Source organism: Pseudomonas sp. Irchel 3E20, from assembly GCF_900187645.1.
GTDB lineage: Bacteria > Pseudomonadota > Gammaproteobacteria > Pseudomonadales > Pseudomonadaceae > Aquipseudomonas.
The window spans coordinates 312,775-338,651 of record NZ_FYEE01000002.1; the positions used below are offsets into that span (position 1 = coordinate 312,775).

At 59.8% G+C, this 25,877-nt stretch carries 22 protein-coding genes; 17 read left to right on the top strand and 5 right to left on the bottom strand.

Going from position 1 to position 25,877, the window contains the following annotated elements; translation table 11 throughout:
• Positions 1 to 2,460: an EAL domain-containing protein gene (locus tag CKW13_RS04805; protein WP_095107451.1), complete on the top strand. Its 2,460-nt coding sequence runs from the start codon at positions 1 to 3 to the stop codon at positions 2,458 to 2,460.
• 77 nt (positions 2,461 to 2,537) lie between these two features.
• Complete coding sequence (locus CKW13_RS04810) at positions 2,538 to 3,290, top strand: TenA family transcriptional regulator (protein WP_371856218.1); 753 nt, start codon at positions 2,538 to 2,540, stop codon at positions 3,288 to 3,290.
• Positions 3,291 to 3,308: 18 nt separating this feature from the next.
• Here the strand turns inward: CKW13_RS04810 and CKW13_RS04815 are convergent, their stop codons facing one another.
• From CKW13_RS04815 to CKW13_RS04835, 5 genes are all read right to left on the bottom strand, one after another.
• Entirely contained in the window at positions 3,309 to 4,235 is a 927-nt protein-coding gene (locus CKW13_RS04815; protein WP_095107453.1) for a GGDEF domain-containing protein, read from the bottom strand.
• 308 nt (positions 4,236 to 4,543) lie between these two features.
• Complete coding sequence (locus tag CKW13_RS04820; protein ID WP_095107454.1) at positions 4,544 to 5,284, bottom strand: YciK family oxidoreductase; 741 nt, start codon at positions 5,282 to 5,284, stop codon at positions 4,544 to 4,546.
• A gap of 46 nt (positions 5,285 to 5,330) precedes the next feature.
• On the bottom strand, positions 5,331 to 6,002 hold the full coding sequence (gene mupP, locus CKW13_RS04825) for an N-acetylmuramic acid 6-phosphate phosphatase MupP (RefSeq protein ID WP_095107455.1): 672 nt from the start codon (positions 6,000 to 6,002) through the stop codon (positions 5,331 to 5,333).
• Positions 6,003 to 6,006: 4 nt separating this feature from the next.
• On the bottom strand, positions 6,007 to 6,705 hold the full coding sequence (gene ubiG, locus CKW13_RS04830) for a bifunctional 2-polyprenyl-6-hydroxyphenol methylase/3-demethylubiquinol 3-O-methyltransferase UbiG (RefSeq protein WP_095107456.1): 699 nt from the start codon (positions 6,703 to 6,705) through the stop codon (positions 6,007 to 6,009).
• A 51-nt stretch (positions 6,706 to 6,756) separates the two neighbouring features.
• On the bottom strand, positions 6,757 to 8,103 hold the full coding sequence (locus CKW13_RS04835) for a TRZ/ATZ family hydrolase (protein WP_095107457.1): 1,347 nt from the start codon (positions 8,101 to 8,103) through the stop codon (positions 6,757 to 6,759).
• 108 nt (positions 8,104 to 8,211) lie between these two features.
• Here CKW13_RS04835 and mtnA point away from each other — a divergent pair, with 108 nt between their 5' ends.
• The 15 genes from mtnA to CKW13_RS04910 all read left to right on the top strand — a co-directional run bounded on the left by mtnA (position 8,212) and on the right by CKW13_RS04910 (position 25,835).
• Complete coding sequence (gene mtnA / locus CKW13_RS04840) at positions 8,212 to 9,288, top strand: S-methyl-5-thioribose-1-phosphate isomerase (protein WP_095107458.1); 1,077 nt, start codon at positions 8,212 to 8,214, stop codon at positions 9,286 to 9,288.
• A gap of 414 nt (positions 9,289 to 9,702) precedes the next feature.
• On the top strand, positions 9,703 to 12,354 hold the full coding sequence (gene gyrA / locus CKW13_RS04845; protein ID WP_095107459.1) for a DNA gyrase subunit A: 2,652 nt from the start codon (positions 9,703 to 9,705) through the stop codon (positions 12,352 to 12,354).
• A 204-nt stretch (positions 12,355 to 12,558) separates the two neighbouring features.
• Positions 12,559 to 13,644 (top strand): 3-phosphoserine/phosphohydroxythreonine transaminase, encoded by a 1,086-nt coding sequence (gene serC / locus CKW13_RS04850; protein WP_095107460.1) that lies wholly within the window; start codon positions 12,559 to 12,561, stop codon positions 13,642 to 13,644.
• Positions 13,644 to 14,738: a prephenate dehydratase gene (pheA, locus tag CKW13_RS04855; RefSeq protein ID WP_095107461.1), complete on the top strand. Its 1,095-nt coding sequence runs from the start codon at positions 13,644 to 13,646 to the stop codon at positions 14,736 to 14,738. Before serC ends, pheA begins: the two co-directional genes overlap by 1 nt.
• Before the next feature lie 11 nt (positions 14,739 to 14,749).
• Positions 14,750 to 15,862: a histidinol-phosphate transaminase gene (gene hisC / locus CKW13_RS04860; RefSeq protein ID WP_095107462.1), complete on the top strand. Its 1,113-nt coding sequence runs from the start codon at positions 14,750 to 14,752 to the stop codon at positions 15,860 to 15,862.
• A 28-nt stretch (positions 15,863 to 15,890) separates the two neighbouring features.
• A complete protein-coding gene (locus CKW13_RS04865) occupies positions 15,891 to 18,098 on the top strand; it encodes a bifunctional prephenate dehydrogenase/3-phosphoshikimate 1-carboxyvinyltransferase (protein ID WP_256576516.1) in 2,208 nt (735 codons plus the stop codon).
• Positions 18,053 to 18,784: a (d)CMP kinase gene (gene cmk / locus CKW13_RS04870; protein WP_095107464.1), complete on the top strand. Its 732-nt coding sequence runs from the start codon at positions 18,053 to 18,055 to the stop codon at positions 18,782 to 18,784. Before CKW13_RS04865 ends, cmk begins: the two co-directional genes overlap by 46 nt.
• A gap of 123 nt (positions 18,785 to 18,907) precedes the next feature.
• Positions 18,908 to 20,602 (top strand): 30S ribosomal protein S1, encoded by a 1,695-nt coding sequence (gene rpsA, locus CKW13_RS04875; protein ID WP_095107465.1) that lies wholly within the window; start codon positions 18,908 to 18,910, stop codon positions 20,600 to 20,602.
• A gap of 223 nt (positions 20,603 to 20,825) precedes the next feature.
• Positions 20,826 to 21,107 carry a hypothetical protein gene (locus CKW13_RS24715; RefSeq protein ID WP_095107724.1) on the top strand — a complete coding sequence of 94 codons (282 nt, stop codon included), beginning with the start codon at positions 20,826 to 20,828 and terminating at the stop codon, positions 21,105 to 21,107.
• A 162-nt stretch (positions 21,108 to 21,269) separates the two neighbouring features.
• Positions 21,270 to 21,566 (top strand): integration host factor subunit beta, encoded by a 297-nt coding sequence (ihfB, locus tag CKW13_RS04885; RefSeq protein ID WP_007899751.1) that lies wholly within the window; start codon positions 21,270 to 21,272, stop codon positions 21,564 to 21,566.
• A gap of 21 nt (positions 21,567 to 21,587) precedes the next feature.
• A complete protein-coding gene (locus CKW13_RS04890) occupies positions 21,588 to 21,824 on the top strand; it encodes a lipopolysaccharide assembly protein LapA domain-containing protein (RefSeq protein ID WP_095107466.1) in 237 nt (78 codons plus the stop codon).
• A 173-nt stretch (positions 21,825 to 21,997) separates the two neighbouring features.
• Positions 21,998 to 22,888, top strand: a complete 891-nt coding sequence (rfbA, locus tag CKW13_RS04895; RefSeq protein ID WP_095107725.1) for a glucose-1-phosphate thymidylyltransferase RfbA — start codon at positions 21,998 to 22,000, stop codon at positions 22,886 to 22,888.
• A gap of 54 nt (positions 22,889 to 22,942) precedes the next feature.
• Entirely contained in the window at positions 22,943 to 23,869 is a 927-nt protein-coding gene (locus CKW13_RS04900; protein ID WP_095107467.1) for a glycosyltransferase, read from the top strand.
• Positions 23,866 to 24,828: an SDR family oxidoreductase gene (locus CKW13_RS04905; RefSeq protein ID WP_095107468.1), complete on the top strand. Its 963-nt coding sequence runs from the start codon at positions 23,866 to 23,868 to the stop codon at positions 24,826 to 24,828. The genes CKW13_RS04900 and CKW13_RS04905 overlap by 4 nt, the downstream gene beginning before the upstream one ends.
• Positions 24,825 to 25,835 carry a glycosyltransferase family 4 protein gene (locus tag CKW13_RS04910; RefSeq protein ID WP_095107469.1) on the top strand — a complete coding sequence of 337 codons (1,011 nt, stop codon included), beginning with the start codon at positions 24,825 to 24,827 and terminating at the stop codon, positions 25,833 to 25,835. Before CKW13_RS04905 ends, CKW13_RS04910 begins: the two co-directional genes overlap by 4 nt.
• Positions 25,836 to 25,877: the final 42 nt, after the last annotated feature.

Here is a 25,877-nt window from a genome sequence, read left to right on the forward strand (position 1 = left end):
ATGAAGCAAAAGCGGACTCTCGGAACGCCGCGGTTGTTGGGCATCGTCTGGCCATTTATTACCGCGGTGCTGTTTCAGGCATTGCTGGGTGGTTTCAGCCTGTATGTCCTGTCGGCCGTGCGCGGTTATGTGGCGGGCGAGAGCTTGTGGTCCAAGGGCCAGAAAGACGCCATCTATTACCTGAGCCTCTACGCCGACGTGCGCGGTGAGGCGGTCTGGCTCAAATACCGCCACGCCATCGCCGTGCCCCAGGGCGGCCATGAGTTGCGCGTGGCCCTGGACCGCCATCCGCCGGATCTGGACGCGGCGCGCCAGGGCATTCTCAAGGGCGGCAACCACCCGGATGACGTCACCCGGCTGATCTGGCTGTACCTCAACTTCCGCCATTTCAGCTACCTGGAAAAAGCCATCGACCTGTGGGCCGAGGGCGACGGCTACCTGGTGCAACTGGACGCCGTGGCCCGGGAGATGCACGAGAAAATCCTCGATAACCGCGTTAGCGCCGCCGATGTCGCCCGCTGGAAAAACCTGATCGTGGCCATCAACGAAGGGGTGACCCCGGCGGCCAAGGGCTTTAGCGATGCGCTGGGAGAGGGCTCGCGGGTGATGCTGCGCCTGCTGCTGACTATCAACCTGGCCACCGCCCTGGGCATGATCGCCCTGGCGCTGTTGCGCACCCACAAGTTGCTGACTCAGCGCCACGCCTTTGCCGATGCTCTGCAAATGGAGCGCGAGCGAGCGCAGATTACCTTGCAGTCCATCGGCGACGGGGTCATCACCACTGACGTAGAAGGCGCCATCGCCTACATGAACCCGGCCGCCGAGGCGCTGACCCATTGGAAAGCTTCCCAGGCCACAGGCCTGCCGCTGGCGGCGCTGTTCAACCTGTTGGATGAAAATGCCCAGGCCGAAGGCTTCACCCTGATCGAGCACATTCTCAACGGCCAACTCGGCGGCGGTAGTGAGCATGCCAAGCTGATCCAGCGCCTCGATGGCAGCACCGTTTCGGTAACCCTGGTGGGTGCGCCGATCCTGAATGCCGGCAAAGTCAGCGGCACCGTGCTGGTGCTGCACGACATGACCCAGGAACGCCAGTACATCGCCAACCTCTCATGGCAGGCGACCCACGATGCCCTCACCGGGCTGGCCAACCGCCGCGAGTTTGAGTACCGCCTCGAACAAGCCCTGCACGGCTTGCTCCGCCACCCGGGGCGCCACGCGGTGCTGTTTTTGGACCTGGACCAGTTCAAATTGGTCAATGACACCTGCGGCCACGCCGCGGGGGACGAGTTGCTGCGGCACATCTGCGCGCTGTTGCAGTCGGGCCTGCGTGAGGGCGACACCCTGGCACGACTGGGCGGCGACGAGTTCGGCATTCTGCTGGAGAACTGCGCCCCGGAAGCCGCAGAGAAAATCGCCGAAGGCTTGCGCCAAACCGTGCAGAACCTGCATTTCGTGTGGAAGGGGCGCCCGTTCGTGACCACCGTCAGCGTGGGCCTGGTACATATCAGCCAGGTGCCGACCACCCTGGAAGCCTCCCTGCGCGCCGCGGACATGGCCTGCTACATGGCCAAGGAAAAGGGCCGTAACCGGGTGCAGGTTTACCACGCCGACGACTCGGAACTGTCCATGCGTTTTGGCGAGATGGCCTGGGTGCAGCGCCTGCACCTCGCTCTGGAGGAAAACCGCTTCTGCCTCTACGCCCAGGAAATCGCCGCCCTGGGCCTCACCGAACGGGGCGGCGGCCATGTGGAAATCCTCTTGCGCCTGCATGACGAAGCGGGCCGGATGATCTTGCCCAGTAGTTTCATTCCGGCTGCTGAACGTTATGGTCTGATGCCTTCGTTAGACCGTTGGGTAGTTCATAACGTATTCAAGATCATTGCTCAATGTATTGCTCAGGAACGCCCGGGAACAATGGCGATGTGTGCGATTAATCTGTCAGGTATTACTATCGGAGATGAGAGTTTTCTGGACTTTCTGCGGGAGCAATTCAAAACTTACGATATTCCACCAGAAATGATTTGTTTTGAAATAACTGAAACAAGCGCCATCGCCAATCTCGCTAGCGCAATTAGATTTATCAATGAACTCAAGCGCTTAGGTTGCTTTTTTTCATTGGATGATTTTTGTGCCGGGATGTCTTCGTTCGCGTACCTAAAACATTTACCTGTAGACTTCCTGAAGATCGACGGAAGTTTCGTGAAGGATATGTTGGACGATCCGATCAATCGCGCCATGGTCGAAGTTATCAATCACATTGGCCATGTCATGGGTAAACGCACTATTGCCGAGTTCGTTGAGTCACCCCAGATCGAACAAGCGTTATTGGAAATCGGTGTGGACTTTGCTCAGGGTTATATTATTGAGCGCCCACAACTATTTACCTGCGACAGCCTGTTGTGCCGCCCTGTGCGGCCGCAACCGTTGTTGTTCAAGGCGCCCGGCACCTTTCGCTGAACTTACGGCTGATCTTCATCATCACCATCAAAAGGAGCTCGACAGTGATCGATACATTCAACCGCACCGGCCCGCTCATGGACGCCGCCAGTTACCCCGTCTGGGCCCAGAAGCTGATCCGCGAATGCAGCGAGAGCAAGCGCCGGGTCGTCGAGCACGAGTTGTACCAACGCATGCGCGACAACAAACTGGGCGCCAAGACAATGCGCCATTACCTGATCGGCGGCTGGCCGGTGGTTGAGCAGTTTGCCTTGTACATGGCGCAAAACCTGACCAAGACCCGCTTCGCCCGCCACCCCGGCGAAGACATGGCGCGCCGCTGGCTGATGCGTAACATCCGTGTGGAGCTCAACCACGCCGATTACTGGGTCAACTGGAGCCGCGCCCATGGCGTGACGCTGGAGGATTTGCAGGCGCAACAGGTGGCGCCGGAGCTGCACGCCTTGAGCCACTGGTGCTGGCACACCAGTTCGGCCGATTCGCTGATCGTGGCCATCGCGGCCACCAACTACGCCATCGAAGGCGCGACGGGTGAATGGTCGGCGTTGGTGTGTTCCACCGGGGCCTACGCGGCAGCGTTCCCCGAAGAGGCGCGCAAGGGCGCGATGAAGTGGCTGAAGATGCACGCCCAGTACGACGACGCGCACCCTTGGGAGGCGCTGGAGATCATCTGCACCCTGGCCGGAATGAACCCCTCGGCGCAGTTGCAGGTGGAACTGCGCCAGGCCATTTGCAAGAGCTACGACTACATGTACCTGTTCCTGGAACGCTGCATGCAGTTGGAAAAAGCCCCGGTGGCTCGCGCGTGTTTGGCCCTGGCCGACGACTGAAGTGGCCTGGCGGGGTGCCTACCCCGCCATCGCCAAGCGGTTGCGGCCTTCGCGCTTGGCCACGTAGAGGGCGCTGTCGGCGCGGCGGATCAGGCTTTCGGCGGACTCACCGGGCAGCAGGGTGGAGCAGCCGAGGCTGACCGTCAGTTCGATGGGCACCGTGTCGGCCCGATAGTCCTGGGCTTGCGCGGCGTGGCGCAGACGTTCGCCCACCAGGGCCGCGGCTTCGCGGCTGGTGTTGGAGAGCAGGATCAGGAACTCTTCGCCGCCGAAGCGGAACACCATGTCCACATTACGCAACTGGCCCTTGATCGCCGCGGCCACGGCTTTGAGCACTTTGTCGCCGGCGTTGTGGCCGTGGCTGTCGTTGACCCGTTTGAAGTGGTCGATGTCGAGCATCAGCAGCGACAGCGGTTGCAGGTGGCGGCGCGCCATGTCGATTTCCCGTTGCAGGGTCTGGTCCATGGCGATGCGGTTGCCGGTGCCGGTCAATGGGTCGCGCAGGGCGCTCTGGGTGGCGGCGCGGTAGAGCAGGGCGTTGCGCATCGGGTAGAGCAGGCAGGACAGCAGCGACTCCAGGCTGGCCAACTCTTCCTCGCTAAAGCGCTGGTTACGGCGAAATACCAGTTCACCCAGGTGCTCGCCTTCGTGGCTGAGGCTGTAGCTGACGCAATGGTGGCCGCGTTGGCCGAACTCCAGGCGCAGGTCGCTGGCCTGGTGTTCGTAGCTCAGGGCGTGCAGCGGCACCAGGCGTTGGATCTCACGGAAAAACAACCCCAGGATGCGCTGCGGCTCCAGGCTGGTCTGTAATTGCAGGCCCAGTTGCTGGCGCAGTTGACCCAGGCTGATCGTGCGCTGCACCAGAGGCGATTGCTGCCCAAAGCCCAGGCGCTGCAATTTGGCGCTGTCGAAGTCGATGGCGTGGGTCTGGGTGGGTGATTTCATATGGCACGGGCCCCTGAGCACGAAATGCTGTCTTACAGGCCGAGTGAAAGCTTTGTATCCACTGATCCATCAGTCCCGTAGGACAAGTGCTATCAGTCTAGTCGGACTCGCTGCCACGCGGCGTGTTTGCAGGGTTTAGAGCGAAAGTCGTGCCATTCGGTTCAGTTTGATAAAACTCGTTTCAATTCAGATGCTTGGATTATTTTTCGGAACACGGCGAGAAGCGCAGTGGCAGAAACTTGGCTGAGATAGGCGCGGGGGGCGGGGAGGGGCAAGCAGCGCGCCGGTAAACCGGCGCGCCACGGGGGTTACTGCGCGTCGAACGCCTGGCCGTTGATCCCGGTGCTGTCCGGGCCCATCAGGTACAGGTAAACCGGCATGATTTCCTCGGGCGTAGGGTTGTTGCCCGGGTTCTCGCCTGGGTACGCCTGGGCGCGCATGCTGGTGCGGGTAGCGCCGGGGTTGATGCTGTTGGAGCGGATCGGCGCCACGGTGTCCACTTCGTCGGCCAGGGTTTGCATCAGGCCTTCGGTGGCGAACTTCGACACCCCATAGGCGCCCCAATACGCGCGGCCCTTGCGCCCGACGCTGCTGGAGGTGAACACCACCGAGGCGTCCTGGGATAGCTTGAGCAGCGGCAGCAGGGTGCTGGTGAGCATGAACATGGCGTTGACGTTGACTTGCATCACGCGCATGAAGTTCTCGCCTGACAGCTGCTCCAGCGGAGTGCGCGGGCCAATGATCGAGGCGTTGTGAAGCAGGCCGTCGAGGTGGCCGAACTCGCTTTCGACCATGGCTGCCAGCTCATCGTATTGATGGGGCAGGGCGGTCTCCAGGTTGAACGGGATCACCACCGGTTGCGGGTGGCCGGCGGCTTCGATCTCGTCGTAGACCTGGGTCAGGTTGGCTTCGGTCTTGCCCAGCAGCAATACGGTGGCACCGTGGGCGGCGTAGGTTTTCGCCGCAGCGGCGCCGATGCCACGACCGGCGCCGGTGACCAGGATGACCCGGCCTTTGAGCAGTTCGGGGCGAGCGGAGTAATCAAACATAGTTAAGCCTCAACAAAACAATAAGCAGGTGGCCGCAAGCGGCGCTCTAGCAGCGGCACAGTGCGTTATCCAGCACCTTGCGCAGTTCCAGCGGGTGGTCCACCACCGCACCGGCGCCCCAGTTGTGGGGGTTGTCGTCGGGGTGGATATAGCCGTAGGTGACGGCGGCGGTCAGGGTGCCGGCGTCGCGGCCCGATTCGATGTCGCGCAGGTCATCGCCCACGAACAGGACGCTGGCCGGGTCGAGGTCGAGCATCTTGCAGGCCAGTGTCAGGGGTTCAGGGTCGGGTTTACTGTTCGTGACGTGGTCCGGGCAGATCAGCAGGGCCGAGCGTTCGGCCAGGCCCAGGCGTTGCATGATCGGTGCGGCGAAGCGCAGTGGCTTGTTGGTGACCACGCCCCAGATCAGGTTGGCCTTTTCCAGGTCGGCCAGCAGTTCGGCCATGCCGTCGAAAAGCCTGGTATGGACGGCGCAGTCCTTGAGGTACAGCTCTAGAAATTCCTGGCGCAGCGCTTCGAAACCGGGCGATTCGGGGTCCATGGCGAAGGTCACTGCAACCATCGCCTTGGCGCCGCCGGAGATTTCGTCGCGGATGTGCTGGTCGGCAATCGGTGCCAGGCCACGGTCGGCGCGCATCCGCTGGCACACCGCGATGAAGTCCGGCGCGGTGTCGAGCAGGGTGCCGTCCATGTCGAAAAGAACCGCTTTGATGGCCATCGGCTTATTCCTCGCGCAGGGTCTGGATCATGTAGTTGACGTCCACGTCGGCGGCCAGTTTGTAGTGCTTGGTCAGCGGGTTGTAGGTCAGGCCGATGATGTCCTTGACGGTGAGGCCGGCGGCGCGGCTCCAGGCGCCCAGTTCGGACGGGCGGATGAACTTCTTGAAGTCGTGGGTGCCACGCGGCAGCAGCTTCATGATGTATTCGGCGCCGATGATGGCGAACAGGTAAGCCTTGGGGTTGCGGTTGATGGTGGACAGGAACACCTGGCCACCGGGTTTGACCATGCGCAAACAGGCGCGGATCACCGAAGACGGGTCGGGCACGTGCTCGAGCATCTCCAGGCAAGTGACCACGTCGAACTGCTCGGGCATTTCTTCGGCCAGGGCTTCGGCGGTGATCTGCCGGTACTCCACGCTCACCCCGGATTCGAGCTGGTGCAGGCGGGCCACCGCCAGGGGCGCTTCGCCCATGTCGATGCCCATCACGGTGGCGCCGCGTTGGGCCATGGCTTCGCTGAGGATGCCGCCGCCGCAACCGATGTCCAGGACCTTCTTGCCGGCCAGTTTGACCCGCTCATCAATCCAGTTGACCCGCAGCGGGTTGATGTCGTGCAGCGGTTTGAACTCGCTTTCGCGGTCCCACCAGCGGTGGGCCAGGGCTTCGAATTTGGCGATTTCTGCGTGGTCAACGTTGCTCATGGGGTCATCCTCTAAATCCAGTGAAAGCGTTGGCGGAGCTTGAGTCGTGGCTCAAGCCCCTTGATTCGGTTGGTGGTGGCCGCCGATGCGTTCGCCCCAGGCGACGGCGGTGGCACACAGTTGCTGCTCGTCCAGGCGCGTCAGGCGGCGGTCTTCAAGCAAGGCTTTACCGGCGACCCAGACATGCGTCACACAGTCGCGGCCCGTGGCGTAGATCAACTGGGAAACCGGGTCGTAGACGGGTTGCTGGGCCAGGCCGGAGAGGTCGAAGGCCACCAGGTCGGCGGCCTTGCCCACTTCCAGCGAGCCGATGTGCGTATCCAGGCCCAGGGCTCGCGCGCCGTTCAAGGTGGCCATGCGCAGTGCGCGGTGGGCGTCCAGGGCGGTGGCCGAGCCCGCGACAGCCTTGGCCAGCAAGGCTGCGGTGCGGGTTTCACCGAGCAGGTCGAGGTCGTTGTTGCTGGCTGCGCCATCGGTGCCGACGGCCACGTTGACGCCCGCCAGCCACAAGCGCTCCACCGGGCAGAAGCCGCTGGCCAGTTTCAGGTTCGATTCCGGGCAGTGGATCACGCTGCTGTTACTTTCTACCAGCAAAGCCAGGTCGTCATCGCTGACCTGGGTCATGTGCACGGCCTGAAAGCGTGGCCCCAGCAGGCCCAGGCGTGCGAGGCGGGCCAGGGGCCGCTCCTGGTTCTGCTCCAGGGCCTGGTGCACTTCGAAGGCGGTTTCGTGGACGTGCATCTGGATCGCAGCGTCCAGTTCTTCGGCGATGACCCGCACTTTTTCCAGGCTTTCATCACCCACGGTGTACGGCGCGTGGGGGCCGAGGGCGATGGTGATACGCGGGTGGTGCTTGAGCTCGCCGAACAACGCGATGGCTTGGCGCAGGGCTTCGTCGGCGTCGCTGGCGCCGGGGATCGGGAAGTCGAGGATAGGCATGGCGATTTGCGCGCGGATGCCGCTGTTGTGCACGCGTTCGCACGCGACTTTGGGGAAGAAGTACATATCCGAGAAGCAGGTGATGCCGCCCTTGAGCTGTTCGGCGATGGCCAGGTCGGTGCCATCACGGACAAAGGCTTCATCGACCCACTTGCCCTCGGCGGGCCAGATGTGGTTTTCCAGCCAGGTCATCAGCGGCAGGTCGTCGGCCAGGCCACGGAACAGGGTCATTGCCGCGTGCCCGTGGGCATTGACCAGGCCGGGGCTCATGAGCATGCCGGGCAATTCGCGCACTTCTTGCGCCTTGAGCTTCAGGGCCTGGGCCCTGGGGCCGATAAACACAATACGGCCCTCGCGGATGCCCAGGCCGTGGTCCTTGAGCACAACGCCGGCCGGCTCCACAGGTACCAGCCAGGTCGGCAGCAGCAAGAGGTCGAGCGCAGGGGCAGAGATTGGCATCGTGGCAGGGTTCCGCGGCTTTTATAGAGGACGGCGAAGTATACCCGAGCGTCTTCGCGGGGGGATCGCTATAATCGGCCGCTTTTGTTCTTGAGTGGGGAGTCAGGCATGCGCGATCGACTGTTGGCGGCGGAGAAGGTGAAGGCCATCGATTGGCGCGATGGCGCCCTGTACCTGCTCGACCAGCGCATCCTGCCGTTCGAGGAGCGCTGGATCGCCTACACCAGCGCCGCCGGTGTGGCCGAGGCCATCCGCACCATGGTGGTGCGCGGCGCGCCAGCCATCGGCATCAGCGCCGCCTATGGCGTGGTGCTGGCCGCCCGCGAGCGCTTTGCCGCCGGCGGTGATTGGCAGGTGGAGCTGGAAGAGGACTTCGCCTTGCTCGCCGATTCTCGGCCCACGGCAGTCAACCTGTTCTGGGCCCTGAACCGCATGAGCGATCGCCTGTACCGCCTCAAGGGCAACGCCGACCCCTTGGCGGCGCTGGAGGCTGAGGCTCTGGCCATTCACGAGAGCGACCGCGAAGCCAACCTGACCATGGCGCAACTGGGGGTGGACCTGATCCGCCGGCACCAGGGCAACGCCCAGGCGATCCTCACCCACTGCAACACCGGGGCCCTGGCCACCGGCGGCTTCGGCACAGCGCTTGGGGTGATTCGCGGGGCCTGGATCGACGGCATGGTGGAACGGGTCTACGCCGACGAAACCCGGCCCTGGCTGCAAGGCTCGCGCCTGACGGCGTGGGAACTGGCCAACGAAGGCATCCCGGTGACCCTCAATGCCGACTCCGCGGCGGCCCACATCATGAAAACCAAAGGCATCACCTGGGTCATCGTCGGCGCCGACCGCATCACCGCCAATGGCGACGTGGCGAATAAGATCGGCACCTACCAACTGGCGGTGAACGCCATGCACCACGGCGTGCGCTTCATGGTGGTGGCGCCCAGCTCGACCATCGACATGAGCCTGGCCAGCGGCGACGAAATTCCCATCGAAGAGCGCGACGGCAGCGAGCTGCTGGAGGTCGGTGGCAAGCGCGTGGGGGCGGACGTGGAAGCGTACAACCCGGTATTCGACGTGACGCCGGCGGACCTGATTGACGCGATCGTCACTGAAAAGGGCATTGTCGAGCGGCCCGATATGGCGAAAATGGCCCAGTTGATGTGCCGCAAACGCCTGCATTGATGGGCGATTCTGGTTGATGAATGGCTCTCGCGAGCAAGCTCGCTTCCGCGGGTAAGGGTTTTGGTGGGAGCGAGCCTGCTCGCGATAGGGGCCGCACAGCCAGCCAAACCGCCCCAATCGGCCGCCAATTCTGCATTCGCCCCCGCTCTGAGCTTCTCTCGTCGCCCTCAAGCCCGTCATCGCTCATCTAACTACGCTCCATGCGCATCAGAGGGATAGGTGCGTGGCGGCGATTGTGATACCATCCGGCGTTTTCCGAGATAGCCCCAAGGGGTTGTCTTTACTGCGCAAATCCGTGGTGCAACTCGTTGATTTGTCGTAAGTCGATGCATGGCATAAAGCCTGCACCGGCGAGCTTCGTTCGTCCCATATGGATGTGACGAGGTTTCACCAGAAAAAGGAATCAGGCTTCTCATGGGCGAACTGGCCAAAGAAATCATCCCGGTCAATATCGAAGACGAGATGAAGCAGTCCTACCTCGACTACGCAATGAGCGTAATTGTCGGGCGGGCACTGCCTGATGCGCGTGATGGCTTGAAGCCCGTGCATCGTCGCGTGCTCTTCGCGATGAGCGAACTGGGTAACGACTGGAACAAGCCATACAAGAAATCGGCCCGTGTCGTCGGCGACGTGATCGGTAAGTACCACCCCCACGGTGATACCGCGGTCTACGACACCATCGTGCGTATGGCCCAGCCTTTCTCCCTGCGCTACCTGCTGGTGGACGGCCAGGGCAACTTCGGTTCGGTGGACGGCGACAACGCCGCGGCCATGCGATACACCGAAGTGCGCATGACCAAGCTGGCCCACGAGTTGCTGGCCGACCTGCACAAGGAAACCGTGGACTGGGTGCCGAACTACGACGGCACCGAAATGATCCCCGCGGTCATGCCCACCAAGATCCCCAACCTGCTCGTCAACGGCTCCAGCGGTATCGCCGTGGGCATGGCGACCAACATCCCGCCGCACAACCTCGGTGAAGTCATCGACGGTTGCCTGGCCCTCATCGACAACCCCGAGCTGACCGTCGATGAGCTGATGCAATTCATTCCCGGCCCGGATTTCCCAACCGCCGCGATCATCAACGGTCGCGCCGGCATCATCGAGGCCTATCGCACCGGTCGCGGGCGCATCTACATGCGTGCCCGCTCGATCATCGAAGACATCGACAAGGTCGGTGGCCGCCAGCAGATCGTCATCACCGAGCTGCCGTACCAGTTGAACAAGGCTCGCCTGATCGAGAAGATCGCCGAGCTGGTCAAGGAAAAGAAACTCGAAGGCATCACCGAGCTGCGTGACGAGTCCGACAAGGACGGCATGCGCGTCGTGATCGAGCTGCGCCGTGGCGAAGTGCCTGAGGTGATCCTCAACAACCTCTACGCCCAGACCCAGTTGCAAGCGGTGTTCGGTATCAACATCGTCGCGCTGATCGACGGCCGCCCGCGCATCCTGAACCTCAAGGACCTGCTCGAAGCCTTCGTGCGTCACCGCCGCGAAGTCGTCACCCGGCGCACCGTGTTCGAGCTGCGCAAGGCCCGCGAGCGTGGCCACATCCTGGAAGGCCAGGCCGTTGCCCTGTCGAACATCGACCCGGTCATCGCCCTCATCAAGGCCTCGCCGACTCCGTCGGAAGCCAAGGAAGCCCTCATCAAGATGCCGTGGGAATCCAGCGCCGTCGTGGCGATGGTGGAGCGCGCCGGCGCCGATTCCTGCCGTCCCGAGACCCTGGACCCGCAATACGGCCTGCGCGACGGCAAGTATTTCCTGTCGCCGGAACAGGCCCAGGCCATCCTGGAACTGCGCCTGCATCGTCTGACCGGCCTGGAACACGAAAAGCTGCTGGCCGAGTACCAGGAAATCCTCAACCAGATCGGCGAGCTGATCCGCATCCTCAACAGTGCCGTGCGCCTGATGGAAGTGATTCGCGAAGAACTGGAAGTGATTCGCGCCGAATACGGTGACGTGCGCCGCACCGAGATCCTCGATGCGCGCCTGGACCTGACCCTGGGTGACATGATCCCGGAAGAAGAGCGCGTGGTGACCATTTCCCACGGCGGTTATGCCAAGACCCAGCCGCTCGCTGCCTACCAGGCCCAGCGCCGTGGCGGTAAAGGCAAGTCGGCGACCGGCGTCAAGGATGAGGACTACATTGCTCACCTGCTGGTTGCCAACAGCCACACCACGCTCCTGCTGTTCTCTAGCAAGGGCAAGGTGTACTGGCTCAAGACCTATGAAATCCCGGAGGCCTCCCGCGCCGCCCGTGGCCGCCCATTGGTCAACCTGCTGCCGCTGGGTGAGGGTGAGTACATCACCACCATGCTGCCGGTCGAGGAATATACCGAAGGTCACTTCATCTTCATGGCAACGGCCGACGGCACCGTGAAGAAGACCCCGCTGGAGCAGTTCAGCCGCCAACGCAGCGTGGGCCTGATCGCCCTGGAACTGGACGAAGGCGACGTGCTGATTAGCGCCGCGATCACCGATGGCCAGCGCGAAGTCATGCTGTTCTCCGACGGTGGCAAGGTGACACGCTTCAAGGAATCCGATGTACGTGCCATGGGCCGTACCGCCCGTGGTGTGCGCGGCATGCGTCTGCCAGAAGGGCAGAAGCTGATTTCCATGCTGATCCCCGAAGAAGGCAGCCAGATCCTCACTGCTTCGGCCCGCGGCTACGGCAAGCGCACCGCCATCAGCGAGTTCCCCGAGTACAAACGTGGCGGGCAGGGCGTGATCGCCATGGTCAGCAACGAGCGTAACGGTCGCCTGGTGGGCGCGGTGCAGGTGCTCGACGGCGAGGAGATCATGCTGATTTCCGACCAGGGCACGCTGGTGCGTACGCGGGTCGACGAAGTCTCCAGCCTGGGCCGCAACACCCAGGGCGTGACCCTGATTAAGTTGGCCAGCGACGAAACGCTGGTGGGCCTTGAGCGGGTGCAGGAGCCTTCGGAAGTGGAAGGTGAAGAGTTCGATGGCGATGAGGCCGAGTTCGAGGCCGGCGCCGTGAGCGACGAGGCGGGTGAGAGCCAACCGCTTGGTGCTGCCGCTGACGAAGAACCGCAGGAGTAAGCGGACACCCAGGGGGCGGATGAGAATTCGCCCCCTTGTTGTTTGTGTATGTGGGGGCGGGCTTGTCCGCGATGGCGTTATTGCTGCCGACAGCTATGTAGCGGTTGTATCGACTTCATCGCGGGCAAGCCCGCTCCCACGTCCGAGCAAGCATGAACTGAAGATTTATTGCACCACCCCCACCAGATCAGAGTGAGATTGGATGTGAGCAAGAGAGCTTATAACTTCTGTGCCGGTCCCGCGGCGCTTCCTGAAGCAGTCCTGCAGCGCGCGCAGGGTGAACTCCTCGATTGGCATGGCAAGGGCCTGTCGGTCATGGAAATGAGCCATCGCAGCGACGAATTCGTGTCCATCGCCACCAAGGCCGAGCAGGATCTGCGCGACCTGCTGGACATCCCGTCTAACTACAAAGTGCTGTTCCTGCAAGGGGGCGCCAGCCAGCAGTTTGCCCAGATCCCCCTCAACCTGCTGCCGGAAAACGGCTCGGCCGACTATATCGACACCGGTATCTGGTCGCAGAAAGCCATTGAAGAGGCCTCGCGCTACGGTCACGTCAACGTCGCCGCCACCGCCAAGCCCTACGACTATTTCGCCATTCCCGGCCAGAACGAGTGGCAACTGAACCGTGACGCGGCCTACGTGCACTACGCGCCGAACGAAACCATCGGTGGCCTGGAGTTCAACTGGGTGCCCGAGACCGGCGACGTACCGTTGGTGGCCGACATGTCCTCGGACATCCTCTCGCGCCCTGTGGATATCTCCCGTTTCGGCATGATCTACGCCGGTGCGCAGAAAAACATCGGCCCCAGCGGTATCGTCGTCAACATCATCCGCGAAGACCTGCTGGGCCGCGCCCGCTCCCTGTGCCCGACCATGCTCGACTACAAGGTCGCGGCCGACAACGGCTCGATGTACAACACCCCGCCGACCTTGGCCTGGTACTTGTCCGGCCTGGTGTTCGAGTGGCTCAAGGAGCAGGGCGGCGTGGCGGCCATCGGCAAGCTCAATGAGGTCAAGCAGCGCACCCTGTATGACTTCATCGACGCCAGCGGCCTGTACAGCAACCCAATCAATAAAACCGATCGCTCCTGGATGAACGTGCCGTTCCGCCTGGCCGACGACCGTCTCGACAAGCCGTTCTTGGTCGGCGCCGAGGCCCGTGGCCTGCTGAACCTCAAGGGCCACCGTTCGGTGGGCGGCATGCGCGCTTCTATCTATAACGCCGTGGACATCCACGCGGTCAACGCGCTGGTGGCGTACATGGCAGAGTTCGAGAAGGAACACGGCTGATGTCCGAGCAAGAACTCAAGGCCCTGCGCCTGCGCATCGATAGCCTGGATGAGAAAGTCCTAGAGCTGATTAGCGAGCGCGCGCGCTGTGCCCAGGAAGTGGCACGGGTGAAAATGGCCTCCCTGGCCGAGGGCGAAGTGCCGGTGTTCTATCGCCCCGAGCGCGAAGCCCAGGTGCTCAAGCGCGTGATGGAGCGCAACCAGGGGCCGCTGGGTAACGAAGAGATGGCGCGGTTGTTCCGCGAGATCATGTCCTCGTGCCTGGCCCTGGAGCAGCCGCTCAAAGTCGCGTATCTGGGGCCGGAAGGCACCTTCACCCAGGCTGCGGCCATGAAGCATTTCGGCCACGCGGTCATCAGCAAGCCCATGGCGGCCATCGATGAAGTGTTCCGTGAAGTAGCGGCCGGGGCGGTGAACTTTGGCGTAGTCCCGGTGGAAAACTCCACCGAGGGTGCGGTCAACCACACCCTCGACAGCTTCCTCGAGCACGACATGGTGATCTGTGGCGAAGTCGAGTTGCGTATCCACCACCACTTGCTGGTGGGCGAGAACACCAAGACCGACAGCATCAGTCGCATCTACTCCCACGCCCAGTCCCTGGCCCAGTGCCGTAAGTGGCTGGACGCCCATTACCCGAATGTCGAGCGCGTGGCGGTGTCCAGCAACGCCGAAGCGGCCAAGCGGGTCAAGGGTGAGTGGAATTCGGCGGCCATCGCTGGCGACATGGCGGCGGGCCTCTATGGCCTGACGCGCTTGGCGGAAAAAATCGAGGATCGCCCGGATAACTCCACGCGCTTCCTGATGATCGGCAGCCAGGAAGTGCCGCCGACGGGCGACGACAAGACCTCCATCATCGTCTCGATGAGCAACAAGCCGGGGGCCTTGCACGAATTGCTGGTGCCGTTCCACGACAACGGCATCGACCTGACGCGGATCGAGACCCGTCCTTCGCGCAGCGGTAAATGGACCTACGTGTTCTTCATCGATTTTATCGGCCATCACCGCGACCCACTGGTCAAGGGCGTGCTGGAAAAAATCAGTCAGGAGGCCGTGGCACTCAAGGTGCTGGGTTCCTACCCCAAAGCAGTTCTTTAAGGGCGTTGATAATGAGTGGCGACTTCCTCGCACTGGCGCAGCCGGGCGTGCAACAACTTTCGCCTTACGTTCCGGGCAAGCCTGTGGACGAACTGGCACGTGAGCTGGATATCGATCCGGCCCGCATCGTCAAACTGGCCAGCAACGAAAACCCGCTAGGCGCCAGCCCCAAGGCACTTGCAGCGATCAGCGCCGAACTGGCGCAATTGACCCGCTATCCCGATGGCAACGGCTTTGCCCTCAAGTCCCTGTTAGCCGAGCAGTGCCGCGTGGAACCGGACCAGGTGACCCTGGGCAATGGCTCCAACGACATCCTCGAGTTGGTGGCGCGGGCCTACCTGGCGCCGGGCCTCAATGCGGTGTTCAGCGAGCACGCGTTCGCGGTGTACCCCATCGTCACCCAGGCTGTGGGCGCAGAGGCCCGAGTGATCCCGGCCATCGACTGGGGTCATGACCTGTCGGCGATGCTTGAAGCCATCGACAGCAATACCCGCGTGGTTTTCATCGCCAACCCGAATAATCCGACGGGCACCTGGTTCAGCGCCGAGGCCCTGGACGAGTTTCTGCAGGACGTGCCCGAGCGGGTGCTGGTGGTGCTCGACGAGGCTTACATCGAATACGCCGAGGGCAGCGACCTGCCCGATGGCCTGGATTTTCTCGCGGCCTATCCGAACCTTTTGGTTTCGCGCACGTTCTCCAAGGCCTATGGCCTGGCGGCATTGCGGGTCGGCTACGGTTTGTCCTCGGCCGTGGTCGCCGATGTGCTGAACCGTGTGCGCCAGCCTTTCAACGTCAATAGCCTGGCCCTGGCCGCAGCCTGCGCCGCGTTGCAGGACAGCGAGTATCTGGAGCAAAGCCGCCGGTTGAACGAGGCGGGCATGGCCCAGCTTGAAGCCGGTTTGCGCGAGCTGGGCCTGGGCTGGATTCCTTCCCGTGGCAACTTCCTTTGTGTGGACCTGAACCGGGTGGCAGCGCCCGTGTTCCAGGGCCTGCTGCATGAAGGCGTGATCGTGCGTCCGGTGGCCAATTACGGCATGCCGAACCACCTGCGCGTGACCGTTGGCCTGGCCGCGGAAAACGCCCGCTTCCTCGAGGCGCTGGCCAAGGTCCTGGCCCGTGGTTGATGTCACCGCGCTGCAATCTGCTGCACCTATGATCGGGCGCTTGGTGGTGGTGGGCCTGGGGCTGATCGGCGGGTCCTTCGCCAAAGGCCTGCGTGAAAGCGGGCTGTGTGGCGAAGTGGTTGGCGTCGACCTCGACCCGCAGTCGCGCAAGCTGGCAGTGGAGCTGGGTGTCGTCGACCGCTGTGAAGAAGACCTGGTTGCAGCCTGCGAAGGCGCGGATGTGATCCAGTTGGCGGTGCCGATCCTGGCCATGGAAAAACTGCTGCTGCGCTTGGCTGGCATGCGGCTGGGGCAGGCGATCCTGACGGACGTCGGCAGCGCCAAGGGCAATGTCGTGCGTGCGGCCAGCGTGGCGTTTGGCCAGATGCCGGCACGGTTCGTGCCGGGCCATCCGATTGCCGGCTCCGAGCAGAGCGGGGTGGAGGCGTCCAACGCGCAACTGTTCCGCCGCCACAAAGTGATCCTGACGCCGCTGGCGCAAACCGATCCGGGTGCGTTGGCGGTGGTCGACCGTTTGTGGCGCGAACTGGGCGCCGATGTCGAGCACATGCAGGTCGAGCGCCACGACGAAGTGCTGGCGGCGACCAGCCATTTGCCGCATTTGCTGGCGTTCGGCCTGGTCGATTCGCTGGCCAAGCGCAATGAAAACCTAGAGATCTTCCGTTACGCTGCGGGTGGTTTCCGCGATTTCACAAGAATCGCCGGCAGCGACCCGGTTATGTGGCACGACATCTTTCTCGCCAATCGCGATGCTGTCCTGCGCACACTCGATACATTTCGCAGCGACCTCGACGCCTTGCGCGACGCGGTCGATGCAGGGGATGGGCACCAACTGTTGGGCGTCTTTACGCGCGCCCGGGTTGCCCGCGAGCATTTCAGTAAAATCCTGGCCCGCCGGGCCTATGTGGACGCTATGAACTCCAACGATCTGATTTTCCTGGCAAATCCTGGTGGCCGCCTGACTGGGCGGATCCGTGTACCGGGCGATAAATCCATTTCCCACCGCTCGATCATGCTGGGCTCCCTCGCCGAGGGCACCACCGAAGTCGAAGGGTTTCTTGAAGGCGAAGACGCCTTGGCAACCATCCAGGCGTTCCGCGACATGGGCGTGGTGATCGAAGGCCCGCACCATGGTCGTGTCACCGTTCACGGCGTAGGCTTGCACGGCTTGAAACCCGCGCCGGGCCCGATCTACTTGGGCAACTCCGGTACATCGATGCGCCTGCTCTCGGGGCTGTTGGCCGCCCAGAGTTTTGACAGCACCCTCACGGGCGATGCTTCGCTGTCTAAGCGGCCGATGAATCGGGTAGCCAATCCCCTGCGGGAAATGGGCGCCGTGATCGAAACCGCCGCCGAAGGCCGACCGCCCATGGTGATCCGTGGTGGTCACCCGCTTAAAGGCCTGACCTACAGCATGCCGATGGCCAGCGCCCAGGTTAAATCCTGCCTGCTGCTGGCGGGGCTCTATGCCGAAGGCAAGACCACTGTTACCGAGCCAGCACCGACCCGCGACCACACCGAACGCATGCTGCGTGGTTTTGGCTACCCGGTGGCGGTGGATGGCGCCACCGCTTCGGTCGAGTCCGGGCATAAGCTGACCGCAACCCATATCGAAGTACCGGGGGATATTTCCTCTTCCGCGTTCTTCCTGGTGGCAGCGTCCATTGCCGAAGGTTCCGAGCTGGTGCTTGAGCACGTCGGCATAAACCCGACTCGCACTGGCGTCATCGACATCCTGCGTTTGATGGGGGCTGATATCACCCTGGAAAACCAGCGTGAGGTCGGTGGCGAGCCGGTGGCGGATCTGCGCGTGCGCGCGGCGCAGCTCAAGGGTATTGAGATTCCTGAAGAGCTGGTTCCGCTGGCGATCGACGAGTTCCCGGTGCTGTTCATCGCTGCGGCGTGTGCGCAAGGGCGTACTGTGCTGCGTGGCGCTGAGGAGCTGCGGGTGAAAGAGTCCGATCGCATTCAGGTCATGGCGGATGGCCTACTGACATTGGGCGTCAAGTGCGAGCCGACGCCGGACGGCATCATCATCGATGGCGGCCTGATCGGCGGCGGAGAAGTACACGGTCACGGCGATCACCGCATCGCCATGGCCTTCAGCGTCGCCTCCTTGCGCGCCACTGCACCGATCCGCATCCATGACTGCGCCAACGTCGCGACCTCCTTCCCCAACTTTCTCGCGCTATGCGCGCAGGTCGGCATCCGCGTCGCGCAAGAGGCTCAGTCGTGAATATCAAAGCGCCGGTTATTGCCATTGATGGGCCAAGCGGCTCGGGTAAAGGCACTATTGCCGGAATCCTGGCTAAGCGTTTGGGCTGGAACTTGCTGGACTCCGGTGCCCTTTACCGTTTGCTGGCCTTTGCTGCGAGCAATCATGGCGTCGACCTGACTAATGAAGAGTTGCTCAAACAGCTCGCCGCTCATCTGGACGTGCAGTTCATTGCCGCCACTGATGGCCAGTTGCAGCGCACGATCCTGGAAGGCGACGAAGTCAGCAACGCCATCCGCACCGAAACCGTTGGTGCCGGTGCCTCCCAGGTGGCGGCGTTGCCAGCGGTGCGCGAAGCCCTGCTGCAACGCCAGCGCGCGTTTCAGGAGGCCCCAGGCCTGGTGGCCGATGGCCGCGATATGGGTACGGTGGTGTTCCCCGATGCCCCGTTGAAGATTTTTCTGACCGCCAGCGCCGAGGAGCGGGCGCGTCGCCGTTACTTGCAGTTGAAGGCCAAGGGCGATGATGTTAGTCTGTCGAGTCTGCTAGATGAGATCCGTGCGCGCGATGAGCGCGATACCCAGCGAGCAGTAGCCCCGCTCAAACCGGCGGCTGACGCTATACAGCTGGATTCCACGGAGTTGTCCATCGAGCAGGTGCTGGAACGCATCATGAGCGAGATCGCCATTCGCGATATCGCCGGGTGACCAAGAAATACCGCAGGGGACTCCAGGCATAGTCCTGCGGCTTTTCTTTTATATGAACGTAACCCACATCGTCTGGGATGTGGCAGATGGGCGTATTCTTCGCCCTTATCAACAGGAATTAAAATGAGCGAAAGCTTTGCGGAACTCTTTGAAGAAAGCCTAAAAACCCTGAACCTTCAGGCAGGCTCCATCATCACCGGTGTTATCGTTGATATCGATTACCAAGCTCGCTGGGTAACCGTTCACGCTGGTCTGAAGTCTGAAGCACTCATCCCGCTTGAGCAGTTTTACAATGACGCTGGCGACCTGACTATCAATGTCGGTGACGAAGTTCACGTTGCTCTGGACTCGGTTGAAGACGGCTTCGGTGAAACCAAGCTCTCCCGTGAAAAAGCCAAGCGCGCTGAATGCTGGATTGTTCTGGAAGCAGCCTTCGCAGCCGAAGAAGTGGTCAAGGGCGTTATCAACGGTAAGGTTAAAGGCGGCTTCACTGTCGACGTTAACGGCATCCGTGCGTTCCTGCCAGGTTCTTTGGTCGACGTTCGTCCAGTGCGCGACACCACGCACCTGGAAGGCAAAGAGCTGGAATTCAAGGTCATCAAGCTGGATCAGAAGCGCAACAACGTTGTCGTTTCCCGTCGTAGCGTCCTGGAAGCAGAGAACTCCGCCGAGCGTGAAGCTCTGCTGGAATCCCTGCAAGAAGGCCAGCAAGTCAAAGGTATCGTCAAAAACCTCACCGATTACGGCGCATTCGTCGATCTGGGTGGCGTCGATGGCCTGCTGCACATTACCGACATGGCTTGGAAGCGTATCAAGCATCCTTCCGAAATCGTCAACGTTGGCGACGAGATCGATGTCAAGGTTCTGAAATACGATCGCGAACGCAACCGTGTTTCTCTGGGCCTCAAGCAACTGGGCGAAGATCCATGGGTTGCTATCAAAGCCCGTTACCCAGAAAGCACTCGCGTTACCGCACGTGTAACCAACCTGACCGACTACGGCTGCTTCGCTGAGCTGGAAGAAGGCGTTGAAGGCCTGGTTCACGTTTCGGAAATGGACTGGACCAACAAGAACATCCACCCTTCGAAAGTCGTACAAGTTGGCGACGAAGTGGAAGTTATGGTTCTGGACATCGACGAAGAGCGTCGTCGTATCTCCCTGGGCATCAAGCAGTGCAAATCTAACCCATGGGAAGATTTCTCTGGCCAGTTCAACAAGGGCGATAAAATCTCCGGCACCATCAAGTCGATCACCGATTTCGGTATCTTCATTGGTCTGGACGGCGGCATCGATGGCCTGGTTCATCTGTCCGACATTTCCTGGAACGAAGTGGGCGAAGAAGCCGTGCGTCGTTTCAAGAAGGGCGACGAACTGGACACCGTTATCCTGTCGGTTGACCCGGAGCGTGAGCGCATCTCGCTGGGTATCAAGCAACTGGAAAGCGATCCGTTCTCCGAGTACGTTCAAGAGAACGACAAAGGCGCAATCGTTAAAGGCATTGTGAAAGAAGTTGACGCTAAAGGCGCCATCATCACTTTGGCCGACGATATCGAAGCGACTCTGAAAGCTTCCGAAATCAGCCGTGACCGTGTTGAAGACGCGCGTAACGTGCTGAAAGAAGGCGAAGAAGTAGAAGCCAAGATCATCAGCGTTGACCGTAAGAGCCGCGTAATCCAGCTCTCCATCAAGTCGAAAGACGATGCTGAAGAGAAAGAAGCAATCCAGAGCCTGCGCGACAAGCCAGCTACCTCTGACATTGCTGCTGGTCCTACCACTCTGGGTGACCTGTTGCGTGCACAGATGGAAAAACAGAACTAAGTTCTGTCGGACCATAGAAAAAGGGCGGCTTCGGTCGCCCTTTTTTGTGCCTGCGATTTGATGGTTCTTTTCCCTCGGATGCTCACGACTTCATGTGGCTGATCGCAAGAAACCAACTGCTGCTCCCAGTATCTATTTCCTTGTGTGCGCCTATATTTCAATCGGGTCTAAGCTTTGAGCGAAGCGCATGCTGTTTTGTTGGGTTTCTGGCCGAGGGCGCGAAATGAAGGGCTTTTGTATCGTTATTACGAGTTTGATTCTGCTGGGCTGTACAACTGGGGCTAAAACCCATGTGGTGCGCGGAGTCAGTGGTGTGGAAATTAACTGCTCCGGGCTAGGATCGAGCTGGGAGAGGTGCTACAAGCGCGCCGCAAGAGAGTGTGGTACCGCTGGCTACAAAGTGATTACTAAATCGAGCGACGTGAATGAGGAGCCTGGTGATTACCTCTTTGGCTGGAACCCGGCTGGGTATTTATCGCGCAGCATGCTGGTTATCTGTCGGTGAGGTTTTTCACGCTTATGAAGGGTGAAAGATGGCGCGAAGCGGTTTGTCAGCCTTGTCTGCTAGGGCGTAAAGATAAGTCAATATGTAGGCTGTTCAAAATCTCTCCCGCATGCTAAAACCTTTGGAGCGCTGATCTAGCTGCTTGAAAAAGAAGGGAAAAATATGACGAAGTCGGAGTTGATCGAACGAATTGTCACCCATCAAGGGCTGCTCTCATCTAAGGATGTAGAGTTGGCCATCAAGACCATGCTTGAGCAAATGTCCCAGTGCCTGGCCACCGGTGATCGAATCGAGATCCGGGGTTTTGGTAGCTTCTCCCTGCATTACCGCGCGCCACGGGTTGGCCGTAACCCAAAAACTGGTCAATCGGTCAGTCTCGACGGAAAGTTCGTGCCCCATTTCAAACCGGGTAAAGAGTTGCGCGATCGAGTGAATGAAGAAGAGGAAGAAGGGCTTTGATTAGAAGCCAAGGAGCAACTCATGCGTAATCTGAGCCGTAGTATGCTGGCTGTCACAGGGCTATTGTTGGTTCTGGTAATTCTCACCTTTATGCTTGAAAATCAACAGCCTGTTTCCCTGCTGTTTCTGGGGTGGGCAGCCCCGCAACTACCTGTATCGGTGGTGGTGGTGATTGCGTTGCTTATTGGTATGTTGGCTGGCCCTCTCTTAAGGCTATTCCTTGGGCGCCAGTCCAGGCTACATAAACGTATGGTTTGATTTTTTTCATCCTGAGTTTTGGCCGACTAATCGTGAAAGCGCCACCTGCAGGGCTGTTAGGTAGAATTGTAGGTGCGTATTTATTGTCTGTACCAGCAGTCTTCGGTATGACTAATTTTTATATTTTCTGGTTGTAGGAAAGTTGTACCGGAATGCTGACGGAAGCTTCGCTCATGATTACTTCAGGTCGCAAAGGCATTATTCTCGCGGGCGGCTCAGGCACGCGTCTACACCCATTGACCTTGGGCGTCTCCAAGCAGATGTTGCCTATCTATGACAAACCGATGATTTTTTATCCACTATCGGTATTGATGCTTGCAGGCATGAGAGAAATTCTCATTATCTCCACGCCTGAGGATTTGCCTAGCTTTCGCAAGCTCCTCGGTGATGGCAGTTTGTACGGTATCCACCTTACTTATGCCGAGCAGGCGCGCCCGGAGGGGTTGGCCCAAGCATTTATTATTGGCGAAGAGTTTATTGGCAAAGATCCATGTTGCTTAATTCTTGGAGACAATATTTTCTACGGACAGCACTTTTCTGATAATTTGCGCGTCGCTAATGCTCGAACCCACGGTGCAACGGTCTTTGGGTATCACGTGTCTGATCCAGAGCGGTTCGGCGTCGTAGAGTTCGATGGCGATGGACAGGCGCTGAGTATTGAGGAAAAGCCGCTCAAGCCAAAGTCAAACTATGCCGTTACAGGCTTGTATTTTTACGATAACCAGGTTGTTGATATCGCCAAAAGCATTAAACCTTCTGCCCGCGGCGAGCTTGAAATCACGGATGTCAGCCTGGCTTATCTCCAGCAGGGTTCTTTGAATGTTGAAATGCTGGGTCGAGGTTTTGCCTGGCTTGATAGCGGTACCCATGAGTCCCTTCTTGAAGCCAGCCATTTTGTTCACACCATAGAGCATCGACAAGGACTCAAGGTCGCGTGCCTTGAGGAAATTGCCTACGCCAACGGATGGATTACTACCGAGCAGTTGGCTATCCAGGCGCAGCGATTGAAGAAAACCGGTTACGGTCGGTATCTGCAAAGAATCGTGGATTTATCCTGTCATTGATATGATCTAGAACTCAGCGTGTGACAACGTTCAATGAACGTAGGCGAATGTTTAATGCCCTTGGACCAACCCTATAAAGTAGCCGTGCTACTAGCCGCTTATAACGGGATGCAGTGGATTGATGAACAGGTGAAATCAATCCTTGAACAGTCGGCAGTTGATGTGACTCTCTATATAAGCGTCGACCCTTCCACCGATGGAACTGAAATATGGTGTTCAACGCTCAGCGATGCGCACCCCAATGTGGTGGTATTGGCAGAGGCGGGTCGCTTTGGTGGAGCCGCTCCAAATTTTTTTCGTCTTATTCGTGATGTGGAGTTTGCTGATTACGATTTTGTGGCGCTCGCCGATCAGGATGATATCTGGCACCCGGATAAACTTTGGCGGGCTGTCCAGACCCTGAGCAGCACTGACTATGATGCGTACTCAAGCAATGTGACTGCGTTTTGGCAGGATGGTAGGACCCACTTGCTCGACAAGGCCCAGCCGCAAGTTGCGTGGGACTTCTTGTTTGAAGCCGCCGGCCCTGGCTGCACCTATGTGCTGAGCCGGCGCTTAGCTGACCCCTTGAAGGACTCGATAGTCTCCCGCTGGAAGGCGTTCCAGGGTGTTAGCCTGCATGACTGGTACTTTTACGCATTCGCTCGCAGTCAGAACTTTAAATGGTTTATTGACCCTGTGCCCTCTATGCAATATAGGCAGCATGAAAACAATCAGGTGGGCGCCAATACCAGCCTTTTTTCACTCATGGTCCGCTACAAGACTATTCATGAAGGATGGTGGTTTAAACAGGTGCGGATGATTACTTGCTTGGTTGGTAGAGGGGACGATCATTTTGTCAGCACTTGGTTGCCACTAGAACGAATTCACTTGCTTCGGTTGTCCCTTCATTCCTGGCAGTGCAGACGACGTTTTCGAGATAAGCTGTTTTTCTTTTTTATCTGCCTCACCAGTGCCTTGATTGGAAGTAAGACTAAATGAATGGAGCGCAGGTTTTAATTACTGGAGCATCGGGCTGGGTTGGCGAAGCGCTGGTTTTTCGTTTGTTGAGGGATCGCCTGTTCGTTCCTGTGGCCGCAGTTCGGCGTAGTTCCAGGTTAAGTGGTCTTTGCCCCAGCATTCGCTTTGACCTTGATAGTGAAAGTGAACTCCCTTCTCTCGAAAACATTAAAGTCGTCGTCCACGCAGCAGCTCGTGTGCACGTTATGCATGACACCTGCGCTGATCCTCTTTCAGCGTTCCGTAAAACCAATGTCGAAGGCACTGTCCGGCTCGCGAAAAAGGCCGCCGAGGCTGGGGTGACGCGGTTTGTTTTTATCAGTTCTATCAAGGTCAATGGTGAAGAGACCGTGCAAGGGAGCCCTTTTTGTGCTGAGGACAGTCCTCAGCCTACTGATCCCTACGGCGTATCGAAGTGGGAAGCTGAAAGTGCCTTGACGGTGCTTGGGCGTGAAACCGGTATGGAGATAGTCATCATCCGGCCGCCGCTGGTCTTCGGGCCTGGGGTCAAGGCCAATTTCCTGAGCATGATGAACTGGTTGCATAAAGGTATTCCCTTGCCTCTGGGGGCGATTCACAACCGGCGTAGTTTTGTTGCGCTCGAGAACCTCGTGGATCTCATCGTGACGTGTATTGAGCATCCCGCGGCTCGCGGTAATACCTTTCTGGTCAGTGATGGTGAAGACCTCTCCACGACTCAATTGCTTCAGCGCATGGCCGAGGCGCTCGGCAAGCGTGCGTACCTCATCCCCATCCCCTGTGTACTGTTGAATTCGGCCGCCGCAATGCTGGGAAAAAGGGCCATGGTTCAACGTCTGTGCGGATCATTGCAGGTTGATATGGCCAAAACCTGTGCGATCTTGGGATGGCTGCCGCCGGTCAGTGTGGGGCGCGCCTTGGAAAAAACTGCCCGTCATTATTTGGATAACAAGGCTCGATGATTTTCTGGTGGTTACTACCCGTGGTATTTGCCGTTTCCTGGTTACTGACGCTGGCTCTACGTCATTACGCGCTCACCCAAAGCTTGTTGGATGTGCCTAATGAGCGTAGTTCCCACACGATTCCCACGCCTCGTGGTGGTGGAATGGCGATTGTTGTGGCCTTTTCAACTGCGATGCTTGTGCTGGCCAGCCTTGATGGGCTTGGGGGTGCTGAACTCAAGGGTTTTTTGGGGGCGGGGCTGTTGGTGGCCGGCATCGGGTTTGCCGATGACCATGGGCACATTGCCGCAAAGTGGCGGCTCTTGGGGCATTTTGTCGCGGCGGCCTGGGTGCTTTTCTGGATCGGCGGACTCGCTCCTCTGTCTGTTTTTGGCTTGCTGGTCGATCTGGGTTGGCTGGGCAACGGGCTAGCGCTGGTTTATTTGGTGTGGATGCTCAACCTATACAACTTCATGGATGGCATCGATGGTTTGGCCAGTGTCGAGGCCCTTTGCGTGTGCCTGGGCGCTTGTCTGCTTTACTGGGTGGGTGGCCAGGTTTCACTGATCTGGCTTGCGTTGATGCTGGCGTGTGCGGTGCTTGGATTTCTGTGCTGGAACTTCCCCCCAGCCCGTATCTTCATGGGAGATGCGGGCAGTGGATTTCTGGGGTTGATTCTTGGGGCTCTGGCGCTTCAAGCCGCATGGGTCGGGCCCGAGTTGTTCTGGGGGTGGGTGATCTTGTTAGGCGTATTTGTTGTCGATGCCACCTGGACATTGCTGCGGCGTTTGCTGCGCGGTGACAAGGTTTTCCAGGCACATCGCAGCCATGCCTACCAATTTGCCGCTCGCAGGTTTCAGAGTCACAGGGCGGTAACGTTAGCTGTAGTTGCAATTAATGTGTTGTGGCTACTGCCCATTGCGCTGTTTGTGGTGATGGGAATGCTGGAGCCCGTTGCAGGGTTGTCGCTCGCATACGCGCCTCTGGTGTTTTCGGCTTGGTTTTTTAAAGCCGGGACTTTGGAGTAAAAGTTTTGGGTCCAGGTCAAAGAATCTATTCACAAAGCCTGT

Excerpts from the sequence above, each read along its gene's own strand:
- rpsA (WP_095107465.1), top strand. The coding sequence starts at position 18,908 with ATGAGCGAAAGCTTTGCGGAACTCTTTGAAGAAAGCCTAAAAACCCTG.
- CKW13_RS04815 (WP_095107453.1), bottom strand. The coding sequence starts at position 4,235 with ATGAAATCACCCACCCAGACCCACGCCATCGACTTCGACAGCGCCAAA.
- CKW13_RS04820 (WP_095107454.1), bottom strand. The coding sequence starts at position 5,284 with ATGTTTGATTACTCCGCTCGCCCCGAACTGCTCAAAGGCCGGGTCATC.
- pheA (WP_095107461.1), top strand. The coding sequence starts at position 13,644 with ATGTCCGAGCAAGAACTCAAGGCCCTGCGCCTGCGCATCGATAGCCTG.
- CKW13_RS24715 (WP_095107724.1), top strand. The coding sequence starts at position 20,826 with ATGAAGGGCTTTTGTATCGTTATTACGAGTTTGATTCTGCTGGGCTGT.
- mtnA (WP_095107458.1), top strand. The coding sequence starts at position 8,212 with ATGCGCGATCGACTGTTGGCGGCGGAGAAGGTGAAGGCCATCGATTGG.
- CKW13_RS04810 (WP_371856218.1), top strand. The coding sequence starts at position 2,538 with ATGGACGCCGCCAGTTACCCCGTCTGGGCCCAGAAGCTGATCCGCGAA.
- cmk (WP_095107464.1), top strand. The coding sequence starts at position 18,053 with ATGCGCGCAGGTCGGCATCCGCGTCGCGCAAGAGGCTCAGTCGTGAAT.
- CKW13_RS04910 (WP_095107469.1), top strand. The coding sequence starts at position 24,825 with ATGATTTTCTGGTGGTTACTACCCGTGGTATTTGCCGTTTCCTGGTTA.
- CKW13_RS04890 (WP_095107466.1), top strand. The coding sequence starts at position 21,588 with ATGCGTAATCTGAGCCGTAGTATGCTGGCTGTCACAGGGCTATTGTTG.
- rfbA (WP_095107725.1), top strand. The coding sequence starts at position 21,998 with ATGATTACTTCAGGTCGCAAAGGCATTATTCTCGCGGGCGGCTCAGGC.
- CKW13_RS04865 (WP_256576516.1), top strand. The coding sequence starts at position 15,891 with ATGATCGGGCGCTTGGTGGTGGTGGGCCTGGGGCTGATCGGCGGGTCC.
- CKW13_RS04805 (WP_095107451.1), top strand. The coding sequence starts at position 1 with ATGAAGCAAAAGCGGACTCTCGGAACGCCGCGGTTGTTGGGCATCGTC.
- CKW13_RS04905 (WP_095107468.1), top strand. The coding sequence starts at position 23,866 with ATGAATGGAGCGCAGGTTTTAATTACTGGAGCATCGGGCTGGGTTGGC.
- CKW13_RS04835 (WP_095107457.1), bottom strand. The coding sequence starts at position 8,103 with ATGCCAATCTCTGCCCCTGCGCTCGACCTCTTGCTGCTGCCGACCTGG.
- hisC (WP_095107462.1), top strand. The coding sequence starts at position 14,750 with ATGAGTGGCGACTTCCTCGCACTGGCGCAGCCGGGCGTGCAACAACTT.
- mupP (WP_095107455.1), bottom strand. The coding sequence starts at position 6,002 with ATGGCCATCAAAGCGGTTCTTTTCGACATGGACGGCACCCTGCTCGAC.
- ihfB (WP_007899751.1), top strand. The coding sequence starts at position 21,270 with ATGACGAAGTCGGAGTTGATCGAACGAATTGTCACCCATCAAGGGCTG.
- gyrA (WP_095107459.1), top strand. The coding sequence starts at position 9,703 with ATGGGCGAACTGGCCAAAGAAATCATCCCGGTCAATATCGAAGACGAG.
- ubiG (WP_095107456.1), bottom strand. The coding sequence starts at position 6,705 with ATGAGCAACGTTGACCACGCAGAAATCGCCAAATTCGAAGCCCTGGCC.
- CKW13_RS04900 (WP_095107467.1), top strand. The coding sequence starts at position 22,943 with ATGCCCTTGGACCAACCCTATAAAGTAGCCGTGCTACTAGCCGCTTAT.